12 protein-coding genes are annotated in these 14,136 nt (G+C 63.6%); 9 read left to right on the top strand and 3 right to left on the bottom strand.

Translation table 11 applies throughout. From position 1 onward, the window contains the following. The first annotated feature begins 5 nt into the window (after positions 1–5). The 4 genes from MUU55_RS04690 to MUU55_RS04675 all read left to right on the top strand — a co-directional run bounded on the left by MUU55_RS04690 (position 6) and on the right by MUU55_RS04675 (position 4,592). Entirely contained in the window at positions 6–527 is a 522-nt protein-coding gene (locus MUU55_RS04690; protein WP_244759586.1) for a DUF2306 domain-containing protein, read from the top strand. 110 nt (positions 528–637) lie between these two features. Then, on the top strand, positions 638–1,573 hold the full coding sequence (ypfJ, locus tag MUU55_RS04685) for a KPN_02809 family neutral zinc metallopeptidase (RefSeq protein ID WP_244759585.1): 936 nt from the start codon (positions 638–640) through the stop codon (positions 1,571–1,573). A 233-nt stretch (positions 1,574–1,806) separates the two neighbouring features. Continuing rightward, positions 1,807–3,060 (top strand): TCR/Tet family MFS transporter, encoded by a 1,254-nt coding sequence (locus MUU55_RS04680; protein WP_244759584.1) that lies wholly within the window; start codon positions 1,807–1,809, stop codon positions 3,058–3,060. Positions 3,061–3,209: 149 nt separating this feature from the next. Beyond that, a complete protein-coding gene (locus MUU55_RS04675; RefSeq protein WP_244759583.1) occupies positions 3,210–4,592 on the top strand; it encodes an MATE family efflux transporter in 1,383 nt (460 codons plus the stop codon). A gap of 941 nt (positions 4,593–5,533) precedes the next feature. On the opposite strand, the gene carA is transcribed toward MUU55_RS04675, so the two are convergent. Continuing rightward, entirely contained in the window at positions 5,534–6,742 is a 1,209-nt protein-coding gene (carA, locus tag MUU55_RS04670) for a glutamine-hydrolyzing carbamoyl-phosphate synthase small subunit (protein WP_244759582.1), read from the bottom strand. A 324-nt stretch (positions 6,743–7,066) separates the two neighbouring features. Between carA and MUU55_RS04665 the strand changes: the two genes are divergently transcribed. The 3 genes from MUU55_RS04665 to dnaG all read left to right on the top strand — a co-directional run bounded on the left by MUU55_RS04665 (position 7,067) and on the right by dnaG (position 10,213). Beyond that, complete coding sequence (locus MUU55_RS04665) at positions 7,067–7,516, top strand: GatB/YqeY domain-containing protein (protein WP_244759581.1); 450 nt, start codon at positions 7,067–7,069, stop codon at positions 7,514–7,516. A 232-nt stretch (positions 7,517–7,748) separates the two neighbouring features. Next, positions 7,749–8,087: a hypothetical protein gene (locus MUU55_RS04660; protein ID WP_244759580.1), complete on the top strand. Its 339-nt coding sequence runs from the start codon at positions 7,749–7,751 to the stop codon at positions 8,085–8,087. Between the two features lie 131 nt (positions 8,088–8,218). Continuing rightward, positions 8,219–10,213, top strand: a complete 1,995-nt coding sequence (gene dnaG, locus MUU55_RS04655) for a DNA primase (protein ID WP_244759579.1) — start codon at positions 8,219–8,221, stop codon at positions 10,211–10,213. A gap of 66 nt (positions 10,214–10,279) precedes the next feature. Here dnaG and MUU55_RS04650 read toward each other — a convergent pair whose 3' ends face one another. Continuing rightward, positions 10,280–10,666 (bottom strand): VOC family protein, encoded by a 387-nt coding sequence (locus MUU55_RS04650; RefSeq protein WP_244759578.1) that lies wholly within the window; start codon positions 10,664–10,666, stop codon positions 10,280–10,282. A 134-nt stretch (positions 10,667–10,800) separates the two neighbouring features. On the opposite strand from MUU55_RS04650, the gene recQ reads away from it, so the two are divergent. Further along, the gene (recQ, locus tag MUU55_RS04645; RefSeq protein WP_244759577.1) at positions 10,801–12,663 is read left to right on the top strand and encodes a DNA helicase RecQ; all 1,863 of its coding nucleotides are present in this window, start codon (positions 10,801–10,803) and stop codon (positions 12,661–12,663) included. Between the two features lie 219 nt (positions 12,664–12,882). Beyond that, entirely contained in the window at positions 12,883–13,353 is a 471-nt protein-coding gene (locus MUU55_RS04640) for a VOC family protein (protein WP_244759576.1), read from the top strand. Between the two features lie 5 nt (positions 13,354–13,358). Here MUU55_RS04640 and MUU55_RS04635 read toward each other — a convergent pair whose 3' ends face one another. Continuing rightward, on the bottom strand, positions 13,359–14,129 hold the full coding sequence (locus MUU55_RS04635) for an SDR family oxidoreductase (RefSeq protein WP_244759575.1): 771 nt from the start codon (positions 14,127–14,129) through the stop codon (positions 13,359–13,361). Between the last annotated feature and the right edge of the window lie 7 nt (positions 14,130–14,136).

Here is a 14,136-nt window from a genome sequence, read left to right as displayed (position 1 = left end):
CTGACATGACCTTCGAACCTCTGCTCGATGCCCCCTTCGCCATCCAGTTTCATGTGGCGACCGTCCTGCCGGCGGCCGTGCTCGGTGCGGTCCTGCTCGCCCGCGCCAAAGGCACGCCTGCCCATCGACTGCTCGGGAAAATCTGGCTGGTGCTGATGGTCGTGACGAGTGTTTCGACCTTCTTCATTCACGGGCTCAACACTGTCGGCGGGTTCAGCCCAATCCATCTGCTGTCCGTCTACGTCATCATCGGCAGCGTGATGGCGATCCGTGCGGCGCGTCGACGGGATATCCAGGCCCATCGGGCCCATGTGGCCGGCATGTATTTCGGGGGCATCGTCGTGGCGGGGCTTTTCACGCTCGTGCCGCATCGGGTGATGGGCATGATGGTTTTCGACGGCGCATCCGATCTCGCCAGCGGACTTGCCGCCGGGGTGATCAGTCTCCTGCTTGTCGCCGCAGGTGCTCTGGTCATTCGCGAGGCTGGTTGGGTGCAGCGTTTCAATGCGGTCTTCCGGCGCCGCTGAGCGGCTGCTTTTCATTTTGCATGGTGGCGCGGCTCGCCCTATAAGCTAGTGCCGAGGAACGAATTCACGCGGTGGGCGTTCGTCGGCAAATCAATGCGGGGAAATGCGCCATGGAATGGAAAGGTCGTCGCCAGTCGAACAATATCGAGGACCAGCGCGGGGCCGGTCCGTCGATGGGAGGCAACAACCCGTTCGGTCGCGGCAACGGAGGTTTCCGCATTCCGATGGGCGGACGTCGCGCCGGCGGCGGCATGAGCATCGGCACCATCATCTTCCTTGTCGTCATCTACTTTATCCTCAAGGCGATGGGCATCGATCTGCTGCAGGTGATGGGCGATGGCGGCGGACAGGCCAGTCGCCCCGGCATCGAGCAGACGGACAATGCCAGCCAGCGCTCATCGCCGCAGGAAGAGGAAACCAAGGCCTTCATGGCAACGGTTCTGGCCGAGACGGAAGACACCTGGAACGGTATCTTCCAGGCGGCGGGCGAGCGTTACGAGGAGCCGAAGATGGTCCTGTTCTCCGGCTCCGTGCAATCGGCCTGCGGCTTTGCGTCTGCGGCTTCCGGCCCGTTCTACTGCCCGGGCGACCGCAAGGTCTATCTCGACATGAGCTTCTTCGACGAGCTCGCCAACAAGTTCGACGCGGCCGGCGACTTCGCGCAGGCCTATGTCGTGGCGCACGAAGTCGGCCACCATGTCCAGAACCTGACCGGCGTGCTGCCGCGTTTCAACCAGCAGCGCCAGCGCATGAGCGAAGTCGAAGCCAACCAGATGTCGATCCGCGTCGAGCTTCAGGCCGATTGTTATGCCGGCATCTGGGGCAAGTACACCGAGCAGAAGGGCATTCTGGAGCGCGGCGACCTCGAGGAAGCGCTGAACGCTGCCACGCAGATCGGTGACGACACCCTGCAGAAGCGCATGCAGGGCTATGTCGTTCCCGAGAGCTTCAACCACGGCACATCGGACCAGCGTCGCCGCTGGTTCAAGCGTGGCTTCGATACCGGCCGCGTCGATGCCTGCGATACGTTCAAAGGTGAACCGTAACGGTCGCGCCGGTGTCCCGAGCACCGGCGATCGCCATATCCTTTCCGTCATCGAGGCCTGATCCTCAAAGTGCGCCCCGTCGCAGGAGGCTTGCCTGCGTGCGGCCAATGATGGCCGCCCGTCTCGGAAGATTTGCGATGTTCACGGATTGTTTCGCTGAAAAAACTGAAATAGAAGTCGTCGCCTGACATTCCTGTCCGTCGCTGCCGGCGCCGTTCTTTCGAGGTCATCCCATGATCGATGCCAGGTCCGCCCGGCGGGGGCTCTTTCTCGTCTTCATGATCATGTTTCTCGACGTGATCGGCATCGCCATCATCATGCCGGTTCTGCCGAGCTACCTGCGCGAGCTCACCGGCGACAATCTCAGCCAGGCGGCGATCGACGGCGGCTGGCTGTTGCTCGTCTACGCCGGCATGCAGTTCCTCTTTGCTCCGTTCATCGGCAACCTGTCGGATCGCTTCGGCCGGCGACCGGTGCTGCTGGCCTGCATCCTCACCTTCGCCATCGATAATCTCATCTGTGCGCTCGCGACGAGCTACTGGATGCTCTTCGTCGGCCGGGTGCTGGCGGGCATCAGCGGTGCGAGTTTCGGCACGGCGGCGGCCTATATCGCCGACGTCTCGACGGACGAGACGCGCGCCAAGAATTTCGGTCTAATCGGCATTGCCTTCGGAACGGGCTTCGCGCTGGGTCCCGTTATCGGCGGAGTGCTCGGCGAGTTCGGGCCGCGTATCCCCTTCTACGGTGCGGCCGTGCTCGCCTTCCTCAATTTCGCGGCCGCGTATTTCCTGCTGCCGGAAAGCCTTCAGCCGGCAAACCGCCGGCGGTTCGAGCTTTCGCGCGCCAATCCGCTCGGCGCGCTTTTCCAGATGCGCCAGTATCCGGGCGTGTTGTGGGTCGGGCTCGTGTTCTTCTGCTACTGGCTGGCGCATGCCGTCTACCCTTCTGTCTGGCCTTTCGTTGCCGCGTTGCGCTACGGCTGGAGCGAGGGGCAGATAGGCCTGTCGCTGGGCATCTTCGGCGTCGGCGGCGCGGTCGTCATGGCCTTCGTTCTGCCCCGCGTCGTGCAGCGGCTCGGCGAGTTCCGCACGGCCGTCATCGGGCTTTCCTTCGCGGTTCTCGGCCTGTCGGGATATGCGGCGGCCTGGCAGGGCTGGATGGTCTATGTGGTGATCGTGCTGACCGCGCTCGAAAGCCTGGCCGACCCGCCGCTGCGCTCCATTGCGTCGGCCCGCGTGCCGCCTTCGGCACAGGGTGAATTGCAAGGCGCGCTGACCAGCGTTTCCAGCATCACCACGATCATCGGGCCGCTGATCTTCACGCAGGTCTTTAGCCGGTTCACCGGGCCGGATGCTCCCGTCGTCTTTGCCGGCGCGCCCTATGCAGTGGCGGCGCTGATCCTCTTCATCGGCCTCGTGATCTTTGTCATGAAGCTGCGCGGGGCGGGAGCCGGTCCTACGGAAAAAGGCGCGTTTGAAAGCGCTTGAGCCGTGTCAAACGTGACATTTCAGCGAAATTTTCGAGAAAACCGGCTGATTTTGACCGTAGTCGCGCATTTTTGATGAAAACATCAATTCTAGTCGATTGATCGCGCCCCGAACTTGTGATCGGAAGCGATGCGAAAGTGAGAACTATCATGCACATGGCAACGCATCGCGCGGACAATAGCTGGCGCGCCCATTTCCGGGCGACCTTTGCCTTGGGTGTGCCGTTGATCGGCGCCCAGCTGGCCCAGCTTGGCATTCACACGACCGATGTCGTCATCGTCGGCCGCCTCGGTGCTGTTTCTCTCGCGGCCCTCGTGCTGTCGAGCCAGTTCTTTTTCACGCTGTTCATTTTCGGTTCCGGCTTTGCCAATGCGGTCATGCCGATGGTCGCGCAAGCCTATGGACGCGGCGACCCGGTCGCTGTGCGCCGGGCGGTCCGCATGGGCATGTGGGTGGTGCTGATCTATTCGGCGCTCATGGTGCCGATCTTCTACAATGCGGAGAGCATTCTGCTCTATGCCGGTCAGAAGCCCGAAGTCGCCGCCCTTGCCGGCGGCTATCTGAAGATCGTGCAATGGGGCATGGCGCCCGCGCTGCTGTTCATGACGCTGCGCGGCCTCGTCAGCGCCGTCGGCCGCGCCGGTGTCGTGCTCTATGTCACCATCACGATCCTGTCGATCAACGCCTTCTTCGCCTATGCGCTGGTGCTCGGTCGTTTCGGCTTCCCGGCCCTCGGTATCGAGGGCGCGGCCATCGTCTCTGTCGCCGTCAATATCCTGAGCTTCCTCCTGTTGACCGCCTATATCCAGTGGCGGCCGGAGATGCGGCGTTACGAGCTTTTCGTGCGCTTCTGGCGTCCGGACTGGCCGGCCTTCCGCGAGGTCGTGCATCTCGGCCTGCCGATCAGCTTCACCCTGCTCGCGGAAGTCAGCCTCTTCACCGGCGCCTCGCTGCTGATGGGCAATATCGGCACGCTGGAACTCGCCGCTCACGGCATCGCGCTCCAGCTCGCCTCCATCGCCTTCATGATTCCGCTTGGTCTTGCGCAGGCCGGTACGGTGCGCGTCGGCGTCGCCCATGGACGCGCCGATCATCTCGCCGTCGTGCGGGCCTCGCTGGCGGTCCTTGCCGTCGCGGTGGTCATTTCCATCGGTGGGGGCTTGCTCTTTGCCAGCATGCCCACGACCCTTGCGGCGATCTTCCTCGATGAAGCCGGCAAGGATTCGGCGGCGGTTCTGGCAATCGCCGGCCCCTTCGTGGTGATCGCCGGCATCTTCCAGCTGGTCGATGGCCTTCAGGCCATCGCCGCCGGCCTGCTGCGCGGCCTCAAGGATACGCGCATCCCGATGGTCATGGCGCTGATCTCCTATTGGCCGATCGGCTTCTTCTGCGCCTGGCTCTTCGCCTTCCCCGGCGGTTTCGGCGGCGTCGGCATCTGGTTCGGCTTCGTCGCCGGCCTCGCCGCGGCGGCAATTCTGCTGAACTGGCGTTTCTACCTGCTTGTGCGGCAAGAGATTCCAACGCGGTCCTAAGCCGACGCGTTCATCTCGAACCGTAATCTCCTGATTGTATTCCGTCCCTCGCTGAGAGCTGGGGTGGTTGAAAACTGGAGGCGCCGGACTGTTGGCTTCTGGCTAGTCCTGATATCGTTGCGTCGACAATCGATGCCGACTGAATGCAGGACGTTTTTCGGAGGATTGCCATGTACAATGCGGGAAGGAATGGGTTGGCGACGCCCAGCAATATGTCGCGATACCACGGAAGCCAATTTACGGGCCGGACCTATGGGGACGACATTCTATGCCCGATCTGCAGCCAGCGTCATCCTGTATCGGAGGGAAGTCGCGCCAAGATGCTCTGCTGGCGTATCGCAGGTGAACTCGGGCAGGCCGCGAACGGTCTGGCGCCGATGATGATAGGTGTTCTCGTTGCAAACAACGGAAATGTCTACGCGGCTTGCTCGCCTGCGGACAGTCAGCCGGGACAGCTGGCTTTTGTGCAAGCGTGCCAACGGGTTGGCATGGTGCCGTTTATACAGTGCGGGAACGTGCCTGCGCGCGGTGTCGCGACTGCCGGGGGGCGACAGATGTCGCCATCTGAAATGGCACGCTGCCGGCCCACCCAGCAGGATCCGATCCAGGGCCGTTGCGCGGCGCCTAAAATGATTCATATCGCCTTGAGCCAGCGGGCACCGAGACCATGGACCATGAGTGAAATGCTATGGGATCCGGCAGGGCAGAACGCGCAATATACGCCGCTGTGGCATGCGCAGTCCTGCAATACCTGCCAGCGTCTCCTGCCGCGAATGCTCTGCAAAAGCAACTCGGAGGACGTCTCGCTCATCACCGTTGGATTCATGCGAGACCAGTTCAACAACCCGTACTAGCCTAGCCGTCGGGTGGGCAGGTTCGTCGCTTCCCGAGCAACAAAAACCCCGGCTATGAACCGGGGTTTCAAATGCGGGTGTTCAACGTTACGCCCGTTCCGGCAGGGCGTCCTCGCCCTTCTTTTCGCGCACCAGATTGATGAAGCGGCGGAAGAGGTAGTGGCTGTCCTGCGGGCCGGGGGAGGCTTCGGGATGATGCTGCACGGAGAAGACCGGCTTGCCGACGAGGCGCAGGCCGCAATTCGTGCCGTCGAACAGCGAGACGTGGGTCTCTTCAACGCCTTCCGGCAGAGACGTCGAGGCGACGGCGAAGCCGTGGTTCATCGAGACGATTTCCACCTTGCCGGTCGTGTGGTCCTTCACCGGGTGGTTCGCGCCATGGTGACCCTGGTGCATCTTCTCGGTGGTGGCGCCGACGGCGAGGCCGAGCATCTGGTGACCGAGGCAGATGCCGAAGATCGGCAGGCCGCTTTCGATCAGCTTTTTGATGACCGGGACGGCATATTCACCGGTTGCGGCCGGGTCGCCCGGACCGTTCGACAGGAAGATGCCGTCGGGCTTCTGCGCCAGCACGTCTTCGGCGCTCGAGGTTGCCGGCATGACGGTGACCTTGCAGCCGAGGCCGGTGAAGAGGCGCAGGATGTTGCGCTTCACGCCGTAGTCGAGCGCGACGATGTGATACTTCACGTCGCCGTCCGCGAGGTCTTCCGCGCCTTCGTTCCAGACCCAGGGCTTTTCGCTCCAGCGCGAGGACTGGCCGGACGAGGCGACCTTGGCGAGGTCGAGGCCGACGAGGCCGCTCCAGGCCTTTGCTTCGGCCTTCAGCGTCTCGATGTCGAAGACGCCGTTGGGATCATGGGCGATCACGGCGTTCGGCGCGCCGTTTTCGCGGATCCAGGCGGTCAGCGCGCGTGTGTCGATGCCCGAAAGGCCAATGATGCCGCGGGCCTTCAGCCAGGCATCGAGGTGTTTTGCCGAGCGGTAGTTCGAGGGGTCGGTGATGTCGGCCTTGAAGATCGTGCCGACGGCGCCGTGGCGGGCGGCGGGTGTCAGATCTTCGATGTCCTCGTCATTGGCACCTATATTGCCGATATGCGGGAAGGTGAAGGTGACGATCTGGCCGAGATAGGAGGGGTCGGTCAGGATTTCCTGGTAGCCCGTCAGCGCCGTGTTGAAGCAGACTTCCGCTGTCACCTTGCCGGTGGCGCCGATGCCCTTGCCTTCGATGACCGTGCCGTCGGCGAGGACGAGCAGGGCGGTCGGCTTTTCAGTGGTCCATGCGGGGGTCGAGGTCATGTTCATCCCGTTTCCGGCACCAAGCGCCACCGGCTTGAAAGCCGGGGGACCAGGCACCATTTGAGGTCGCAGGCAAAGGCGCGCGGAAACCCGCGTTGGTTCGCCCTGATTGCCAAATTTCGTGCAGGTGCCGGAAAATAGACAAAGCGGATGACGGGGTCAACCGCCGCCTGTGGATTGCGTCGAATTATAAAGTGTTTGTAATCAAGCGCTTGCGCAATCCGTTTGCGGATACGACCTTTGCCGGTCTATGAGCATGCACAAGGAAACGACGACAAGGCTTGGTCGCGCATCCGGCGCCGACCGCCTTTCATGGAGAAAAGAATGCGCGAAATCTTCGCAAACGACCTGAAGGAAGCCCTCAAGGCAAAGGACGCCTGCCGTGTTTCCACGCTGCGCCTGATCCAGGCGACGCTGAAGGACCGCGACATCGCCAACCGCGGCGTGGGTAAGGGCCCGGTCGAGGACGACGAAGTGCTGCAGATCCTCGCCAAGATGATCAAGCAGCGCGAGGAATCCTCGAAGATCTTTGCCGATAACGGCCGCCCGGAGCTTGCCGCCCAAGAGCAGCAGGAAATTGCCGTGATCAAGGGTTTCCTGCCCGAGCAGCTTTCCGACGAGAAGGTGCGCGCGCTGATCTCCGGCGTCATCGGCGAAATCGGCGCGCAGGGCTTGCGCGACATGGGTAAAGTCATGGCCGTGCTCAAGGAACGCTTCCCCGGTCAGATGGATTTCGCCAAGGCCTCGGGCGTGGTGAAGGATCTGCTCAAGTAACGGACAATCGATATCGAGCGGAAAGGGCGGCTTCAGGCCGCCCTTTTTGTTTTCCGTGCGCGTTCCGCACAGGTTGCTGGAACCAAAAAGGTGGCGCGCCGTTATGCGGGAAAGAACAGGAGCCTGACGATGATCGTTCATCGGCTCGCCCCGGCGCAGTGCATGACGTGCCGCCGGACTGTTGTATCGTGTTGGAGTGCCCGGCGGTCATCCTGAAACGGAGGCCAAGCCGATGCGTGGTGCGTTCCTTCTTCCTTTTGCGAGCTTTGTTTTTGCCGCGCCGTCGCTGGCGCATGACGCGGCGAGCGGCTGGCAATACGAGCTGTTTTGCTGCAACGGCAACAGCCACAATGGCGACTGCCAGATAATCTCGTCCGAGACCGTGCGTATCATCGATGGCGGTTATCAGGTGACGCTCGCGCCCGGCGATCACCGCCTCGCCACCCGCAGCCACATCTTCCGCCTGCCGCAATCGACGGCCCGTCGCTCGCAGGATGGCGAGTACCATCTCTGCCTCTATCCCACGGAGGACACGCCGCGTTGCTTCTATGCGCCGGACATGGGATTTTGAGGCTGGGGATTTTGAGGCCAGGGATTTTGACAGACTGGGTTTGACTGCTGGCCTGTGAATTGCTGTGGGTGGGCGACTATCGCTGGCGGCAGGCTCCGGGGATGGTTATATGAACCTCAACCGAGGTATCCATGCGCTTTTCCAACGCCTTCCTAGACGAGATTCGTGACCGCGTCCCCATTTCGGACGTGATCGGCCGGCGCGTGACCTTCGACCGCAAGAAAACCAATGTCTCGCGCGGCGACTACTGGGCTTGCTGCCCGTTCCACGGCGAGAAGTCGCCGAGCTTCCATTGTGAGAATCGCAAGGGCCGCTACCATTGTTTCGGCTGCGGCGTTTCCGGCGATCATTTCCGGTTCCTCACCGATCTCGAAGGCCTGTCCTTCCCCGAGGCCGTGCAGCAGATCGCCGACATGGCGGGCGTCGCCATGCCGCAGCCGGACGTACAGGCCGAGCAGCGTGAAAAGGAGCGCATGGGCCTCGTCGAGGTCATGGAAATGGCGACCCGTTTCTTCGAGGACCAGCTCCAGACGCCGGCCGGCGCCAAGGCGCGGGCCTATCTGCGCGACCGCGGCCTGACCGGCCGCACCATCGAGACGTTTCGCCTGGGCTTCGCGACGGACAGCCGCAATGCGCTGAAGGAGCATCTGGCCGGAAAGGGTGTTCCGAAGGAGGCGATCGAGGCTTGCGGCCTCGTCGTGCACGGACCGGAAATCCCGGTCTCCTACGACCGCTTCCGTGATCGCATCATGTTCCCGATCCTTTCCGTCAGGGAAAAGGTCATCGCCTTCGGCGGCCGCGCCATGTCGCCGGACGCGCCGGCCAAATATCTGAATTCCAACGAGACGGAACTCTTTCACAAGGGCAACGTGCTTTACAATCACGCCCGCGCCCGCAAGAGTGCGCAGGGTGCGAACGGTACAGGGACGATCATCGCCGTTGAAGGCTATATGGATGTGATCGCGCTCTATCAGGCCGGCATCGAAAATGCCGTGGCACCGCTCGGTACGGCGCTCACCGAAAACCAGCTGGACCTGCTCTGGAAGATGACGCCGGAGCCGGTGCTGTGCTTCGACGGCGATGGCGCCGGCATCCGCGCGGCCAATCGCGCCGCCGATCTCGCGCTGCCCTTCATCAAGCCGGAGCGCACCGTGCGCTTTGCGCTGCTGCCCGATGGCAAGGACCCGGACGATCTCGTGCGCCATGAAGGTCGGGTGCCCTTTGACAAGGTGATGGCGAGCGCCCGCCCGCTGGCGGAGATGATCTGGAGCCGCGAGGTGCAGGGCGCGAATTTCGAGACGCCGGAAAGCCGCGCGGCGCTGGAGGCCCGCCTGCGCCAGATTACGGCGGCGATCGGCGACGAGGATGTGCGCCGTCATTACCAGCAGGACATGCGCGACCGGCTGAACACGTTCTTCCGCCCCGTCCAGCGCCAAGGCGGCAACTTTGGCGGCAATGGTGGCGGCGGCTTTGCTGGCAACCGGCAGCAGCGTGGTGGAGGCGGGAACCGAGGCGCACCACAAGGCAATGCAATGTCGTCGGCCATTTCCGACCGGCTTGCCCGTTCGGCGCTGGTGCGCGGCGCGCAGGAACTGCCCGCCCTGCGTGAAAGTGTGCTGGCGCTGACGGTGGTCAATCATCCCGACCTTCTCTTTAGCCATTATGACGAGATCGCCATCATCGAATACGAGAACCGCGACCTGCAACGCCTCTGGTCGTCGCTGATCGGCATTGCCGGTGCCGTCGGTGCCCGGCTTGACCGCGTGCGGCTGATTGAGGAGCTGGAGGCCAACGGTTTCGACACGCTGCTGAAAGGTCTCGAGCAGCAGGTGCGCAATTCCCGCCTCTGGACGGCGACGGCCGAGGCCGCCTCCGAGGACGCGAACGAGGGCTACCAGCAGGCGCTCGCCCTTCACAAGCGCACCCGCGCCCTGCTCTGGCAGCGCCGCGAACTCGAGCGCGAACTGGCGCTTGCGACGGAAGAGGGCGACGGCGAACGCGTGCCGCAAATCCTTCGCGCCCTGCAGGAAGTGCAGAACGAGACCGTCCGCCTGGAAAGCCAGGAGGCGATCATCGAGGGTTTTGGCGTGATGTCCGGCCGTGTGAAAGGTCCGGCTGCACGCTAGTGCCGGAAATTCCTGGCGCTTCGTTCCGGCAGGCCGCAGGCCCATGCGTGGCGGCCCAGCACCCCTTCACCCGTTGAAGACGATGGCCAGCTTGTTGCCCGAGGGATCACGGACATAGGCGGAGTACCAGTCCGGCCCATAATGGGCGCGCGGCCCGGGCGGACCCTCGTCCGTGCCGCCATGGGCAAGGGCCGCGGCATGGAACGCGTCGACGACGTTCTGCGTGGCCGCCGGGAAGCCGATCATCGTGCCGTTTCCGATGCTGGGTGCTGCGCCATCGAAAGGCGTGCAAAGCCACAGGGTGAATCCGTCAGGCCCGCCGCTTTTGGAATAGCTGCGCCATCCGGGAAAATCGTCGCGCACGGCCCATCCGATCGTTGCGAGCACCGCATCGTAGAACTTCGCTGTCACGGCAGCGTCCGAAGCGCCGAGTGTTGCATAGACATCCGTCATGTTTTTTCCTCCACGGCTGCAACTTTATCTTGAAAATAGAACAAATCAAGAACAATATGTGCGGCGTGAAAAATCGGGGGCAAAGGGTTGCCGATGTGGACGGGCCGGCCAGAATGGGGGAAAACGTGCTGACCATGACCCAGACCAGATCCTCCAGTTCCCTTGCCGCGCTGTTCGATGCGCCTGTTGCCACACCGCTCGACGTGTTGAAACGCGTCTATGGCTATGATGCCTTCCGCGGCAAGCAGCAGGCCGTAGTGGAGCATGTCGCTAAGGGCGGCGATGCCGTCGTGCTGTTCCCGACAGGCGCCGGCAAATCGCTGTGCTTCCAGATCCCAGCGCTCTGCCGGCAGGGTGTCGGCATCGTCATCTCGCCGCTGATCGCGCTGATGCGCGACCAGGTGGAGGCGCTGAAGCAGCTTGGCGTGCGGGCGGCAGGGCTCAATTCGTCGCTGTCGCGCGAGGAGTTCTTCGCCGTTCGCGACGCCATCCGCGCCGGCGAGCTCGACCTTCTCTATGTGACGCCGGAGCGCATCGTCACGGACGGTTTTGCCGAACTCGTCGCGGATGCCAGGATCGCGCTTTTTGCCATCGACGAGGCCCATTGCGTCTCGCAGTGGGGGCATGATTTCCGGCCGGAGTACCGGGCGCTCGGCATGCTCGGCGAGCGCTATCCCGGCGTGCCGCGCATCGCGCTGACGGCAACGGCCGATCCGCACACGCGCGACGACATCATTGATCGCCTCGGGCTCGGGGATGCTGAGGTCTTCACCACCAGCTTCGACCGGCCGAACATTGCCTACGAGATCGCCGAGCGCGACCAGCCGCGCCAGCAGCTCCTGCGCTTCTTGTCGAAGCACGAGGGCGAGAGCGGTATCGTTTACTGCCTGTCGCGCGCCAAGGTGGAGGACACGGCCGAGTGGCTCAACACGCAAGGGGTGCGGGCGCTGCCCTATCATGCGGGTTTCGACCGGGCGATACGCGATGCCAACCAGGATGCCTTCCTGAAGGAGGAGAACCTCTGCCTCGTCGCCACCGTCGCCTTCGGCATGGGTATCGACAAGCCGGATGTGCGTTATGTCGCCCATCTCGATCTGCCGGGCTCGGTGGAGGCCTATTATCAGGAGACGGGGCGCGCGGGGCGAGACGGCCTGCCGTCGGAGGTCTGGATGGCCTATGGCATGGCCGATGTCGTGCAGCGGCGGCGGATGATCGACGAGGGCAATGCGGCCGAGGAAGTCAAGCGCATCGAGCGCGGCAAGCTGACCGCGCTGCTCGCCATCTGCGAGACCGCGGGCTGCCGCCGCAAGGCGATCCTGGCACATTTCGGCGAGGCGCATGCCGGTGGATGCGGCAATTGCGATACCTGCCGCAATCCGGTCGAGACCTGGGATGGCACCGAGGCGGCGATCAAGGCGCTGGCCGCCGTCTACCGCACCGGCGAACGGTTCGGCGCTGGCCATGTCATCGATGTGCTGATGGGGGTCGAGAATGAGAAGACGCAGCGCTTCGGCCATACGGAGATGCCCGTCTTCGGCGCTGGCAAGGACATCGCGCCGCGCATCTGGCAGTCGATCTTCCGGCAATTGCTGGCCATGGGTCTGATCAGCGTCGACCATTCGGCCTTCGGCGCGCTGAAGCTGGAGGAGGAGGCGCGCGCCGTCTTCCGCCATGAGCGCGAGGTGCTGTTCCGCAAGGACAGACCGCAGAGCGGGCGCAAGCCGAAGGCCGGCAATTCGCCCGCTGCGCGCGAGCGCTCGAACCTGTCGGGTTCGGATCGCGAGCTCTTCGAGCTCCTGCGCGCCGAGCGTCTTTCCATCGCCAAGGACCTCGACGTGCCGCCCTATGTGGTCTTCCCGGACACGACGCTGATTGCGCTCGCCAGGGAACGGCCGAGCGATTTGGAGGAGCTGCTGGATATTCCCGGTATCGGCGTGTCCAAGCGCGACCGGTTCGGTGAAGCCTTCCTTGCCGTCATCGAGGAATTTGCGGGGTAGGGCCTGTCGTCATTCAGCGCATACTGGCCTGCAAATGGCGCTTTTTCGCGCTTCCGGTGCTCACGTACGTTCAGTACGCTGCGCTCCGGGTCACGTAAAACCACAATTTTCGACTCGCCACGCACTGAGTGGCGATGGCCCTCGGCGTTTTTTAACAGGCGCATGTCGGAACGTTCCGGCCCCGTTCGTCCTTGAGCGTGTTCACAGGAGGACGTTCCGATGAAAGTCACGCAGCATCTCTGGTTCGAAAAGGATATGGAAGCGGCGATCGGTTTCTATACCTCGCTCATTCCCGGCTCCTCGGTTCACTGGATCTCCGGCCTGCCGGCCGAAACGCCGAGTGGCCCGCCGGGCAGTGTCAGGATCGCGAGCTTCACGCTGGGCGACCAGCGCTACATGGCCATCGAGGCCGGCCCGCTCGATCCGTTCAACCACAGTTTTTCCATCATGGTCGAATGCGAGACGCAGGGCGATCTCGACCGTCTTTGGGATGCTCTGAAGGACGGCGGCTCCGTCGAGCAATGCGGCTGGCTCCGGGACCGTTGGGGGCTTTCCTGGCAGATCGCCCCGACGCGGCTCGGCGAACTGATGAGCGATCCGGACCAGGACAAGGTCAGGCGTGTTACCGAGACGATGCTGAAGATGGTCAAGCTCGACATCGCGCCTCTGGAGGCGGCGGCCGCAGGATAAGCGTCCTACATCCTGACAGTCATTCCGCCGTCCACCACAAGCACATGGCCGTTGACGAAGGAGGCGGCGTCGCTGGCAAGGAACAGGGCCGCACCGGCGATTTCGTCCGGGCGCGCCCAGCGCTGGACGGGGATGCGCTGGCGCACGAAGGGCATGAGGTCGTCGTTGGCGGCTAGCGCGGCATTGGTTTCCGTCGCAAACCAGCCGGGGGCAATGGCGTTGCTGGTGATGCCGTGCGGGGCGTATTCGACGGCCATGCTGCGCATCAGGCCGGTGAGGCCGTGTTTGGCGGCCGGATAGACGCCGTCGTTCGGCATGGCGACATGGCCGCCGATCGAGGTAATGGTAATGAGGCGGCCGTGGCCGTTGCGCTTCATCAGGGCCGCGGCATCGCGCGACAGGCTGACGCCGACGGAGAGATCGGTGCGGATCAGCTCGTCGATCGCCGCATCGTCCATGTCGCCCAGCGGCCGGCGGTCGCGGGCGCCGACATTGTTGACGAGCACATCGAGCCGGCCGTGATTGTCCTCGATTTCGGCAAGGGCGGCGCGCTGGGCAGCGCGGTCGGCGATATCGAAGGCGGCAAGCGAGGCGCTGCCGCCGCCGGTCGCGATCTTCGCCACGGCGTCCTCGAGCGTCGCGCGCGTGCGGCCCGTCACCACCACATGGGCGCCGGCCTCCGCCAATGCCTTGGCAATCTCGAAGCCGAGGCCGCGTGCGCCGCCGGTCACCAGCGCCACGCGACCCTTCTGGGAAAACCTGTCGAGTATCGTCATGGACTGC

It is taken from the genome of Shinella curvata (genome assembly GCF_022899935.1).
Lineage (GTDB): Bacteria > Pseudomonadota > Alphaproteobacteria > Rhizobiales > Rhizobiaceae > Shinella > Shinella curvata.
Note: the sequence above shows the minus strand (reverse complement) of the source record. Positions and strands in the feature narration are given on the sequence as shown.

Excerpts from the sequence above, each read along its gene's own strand:
- MUU55_RS04690 (WP_244759586.1), top strand. The coding sequence starts at position 6 with ATGACCTTCGAACCTCTGCTCGATGCCCCCTTCGCCATCCAGTTTCAT.
- dnaG (WP_244759579.1), top strand. The coding sequence starts at position 8,219 with ATGCGCTTTTCCAACGCCTTCCTAGACGAGATTCGTGACCGCGTCCCC.
- recQ (WP_244759577.1), top strand. The coding sequence starts at position 10,801 with ATGACCCAGACCAGATCCTCCAGTTCCCTTGCCGCGCTGTTCGATGCG.
- ypfJ (WP_244759585.1), top strand. The coding sequence starts at position 638 with ATGGAATGGAAAGGTCGTCGCCAGTCGAACAATATCGAGGACCAGCGC.
- MUU55_RS04635 (WP_244759575.1), bottom strand. The coding sequence starts at position 14,129 with ATGACGATACTCGACAGGTTTTCCCAGAAGGGTCGCGTGGCGCTGGTG.
- MUU55_RS04660 (WP_244759580.1), top strand. The coding sequence starts at position 7,749 with ATGCGTGGTGCGTTCCTTCTTCCTTTTGCGAGCTTTGTTTTTGCCGCG.
- MUU55_RS04650 (WP_244759578.1), bottom strand. The coding sequence starts at position 10,666 with ATGACGGATGTCTATGCAACACTCGGCGCTTCGGACGCTGCCGTGACA.
- carA (WP_244759582.1), bottom strand. The coding sequence starts at position 6,742 with ATGACCTCGACCCCCGCATGGACCACTGAAAAGCCGACCGCCCTGCTC.
- MUU55_RS04640 (WP_244759576.1), top strand. The coding sequence starts at position 12,883 with ATGAAAGTCACGCAGCATCTCTGGTTCGAAAAGGATATGGAAGCGGCG.
- MUU55_RS04675 (WP_244759583.1), top strand. The coding sequence starts at position 3,210 with ATGCACATGGCAACGCATCGCGCGGACAATAGCTGGCGCGCCCATTTC.
- MUU55_RS04665 (WP_244759581.1), top strand. The coding sequence starts at position 7,067 with ATGCGCGAAATCTTCGCAAACGACCTGAAGGAAGCCCTCAAGGCAAAG.
- MUU55_RS04680 (WP_244759584.1), top strand. The coding sequence starts at position 1,807 with ATGATCGATGCCAGGTCCGCCCGGCGGGGGCTCTTTCTCGTCTTCATG.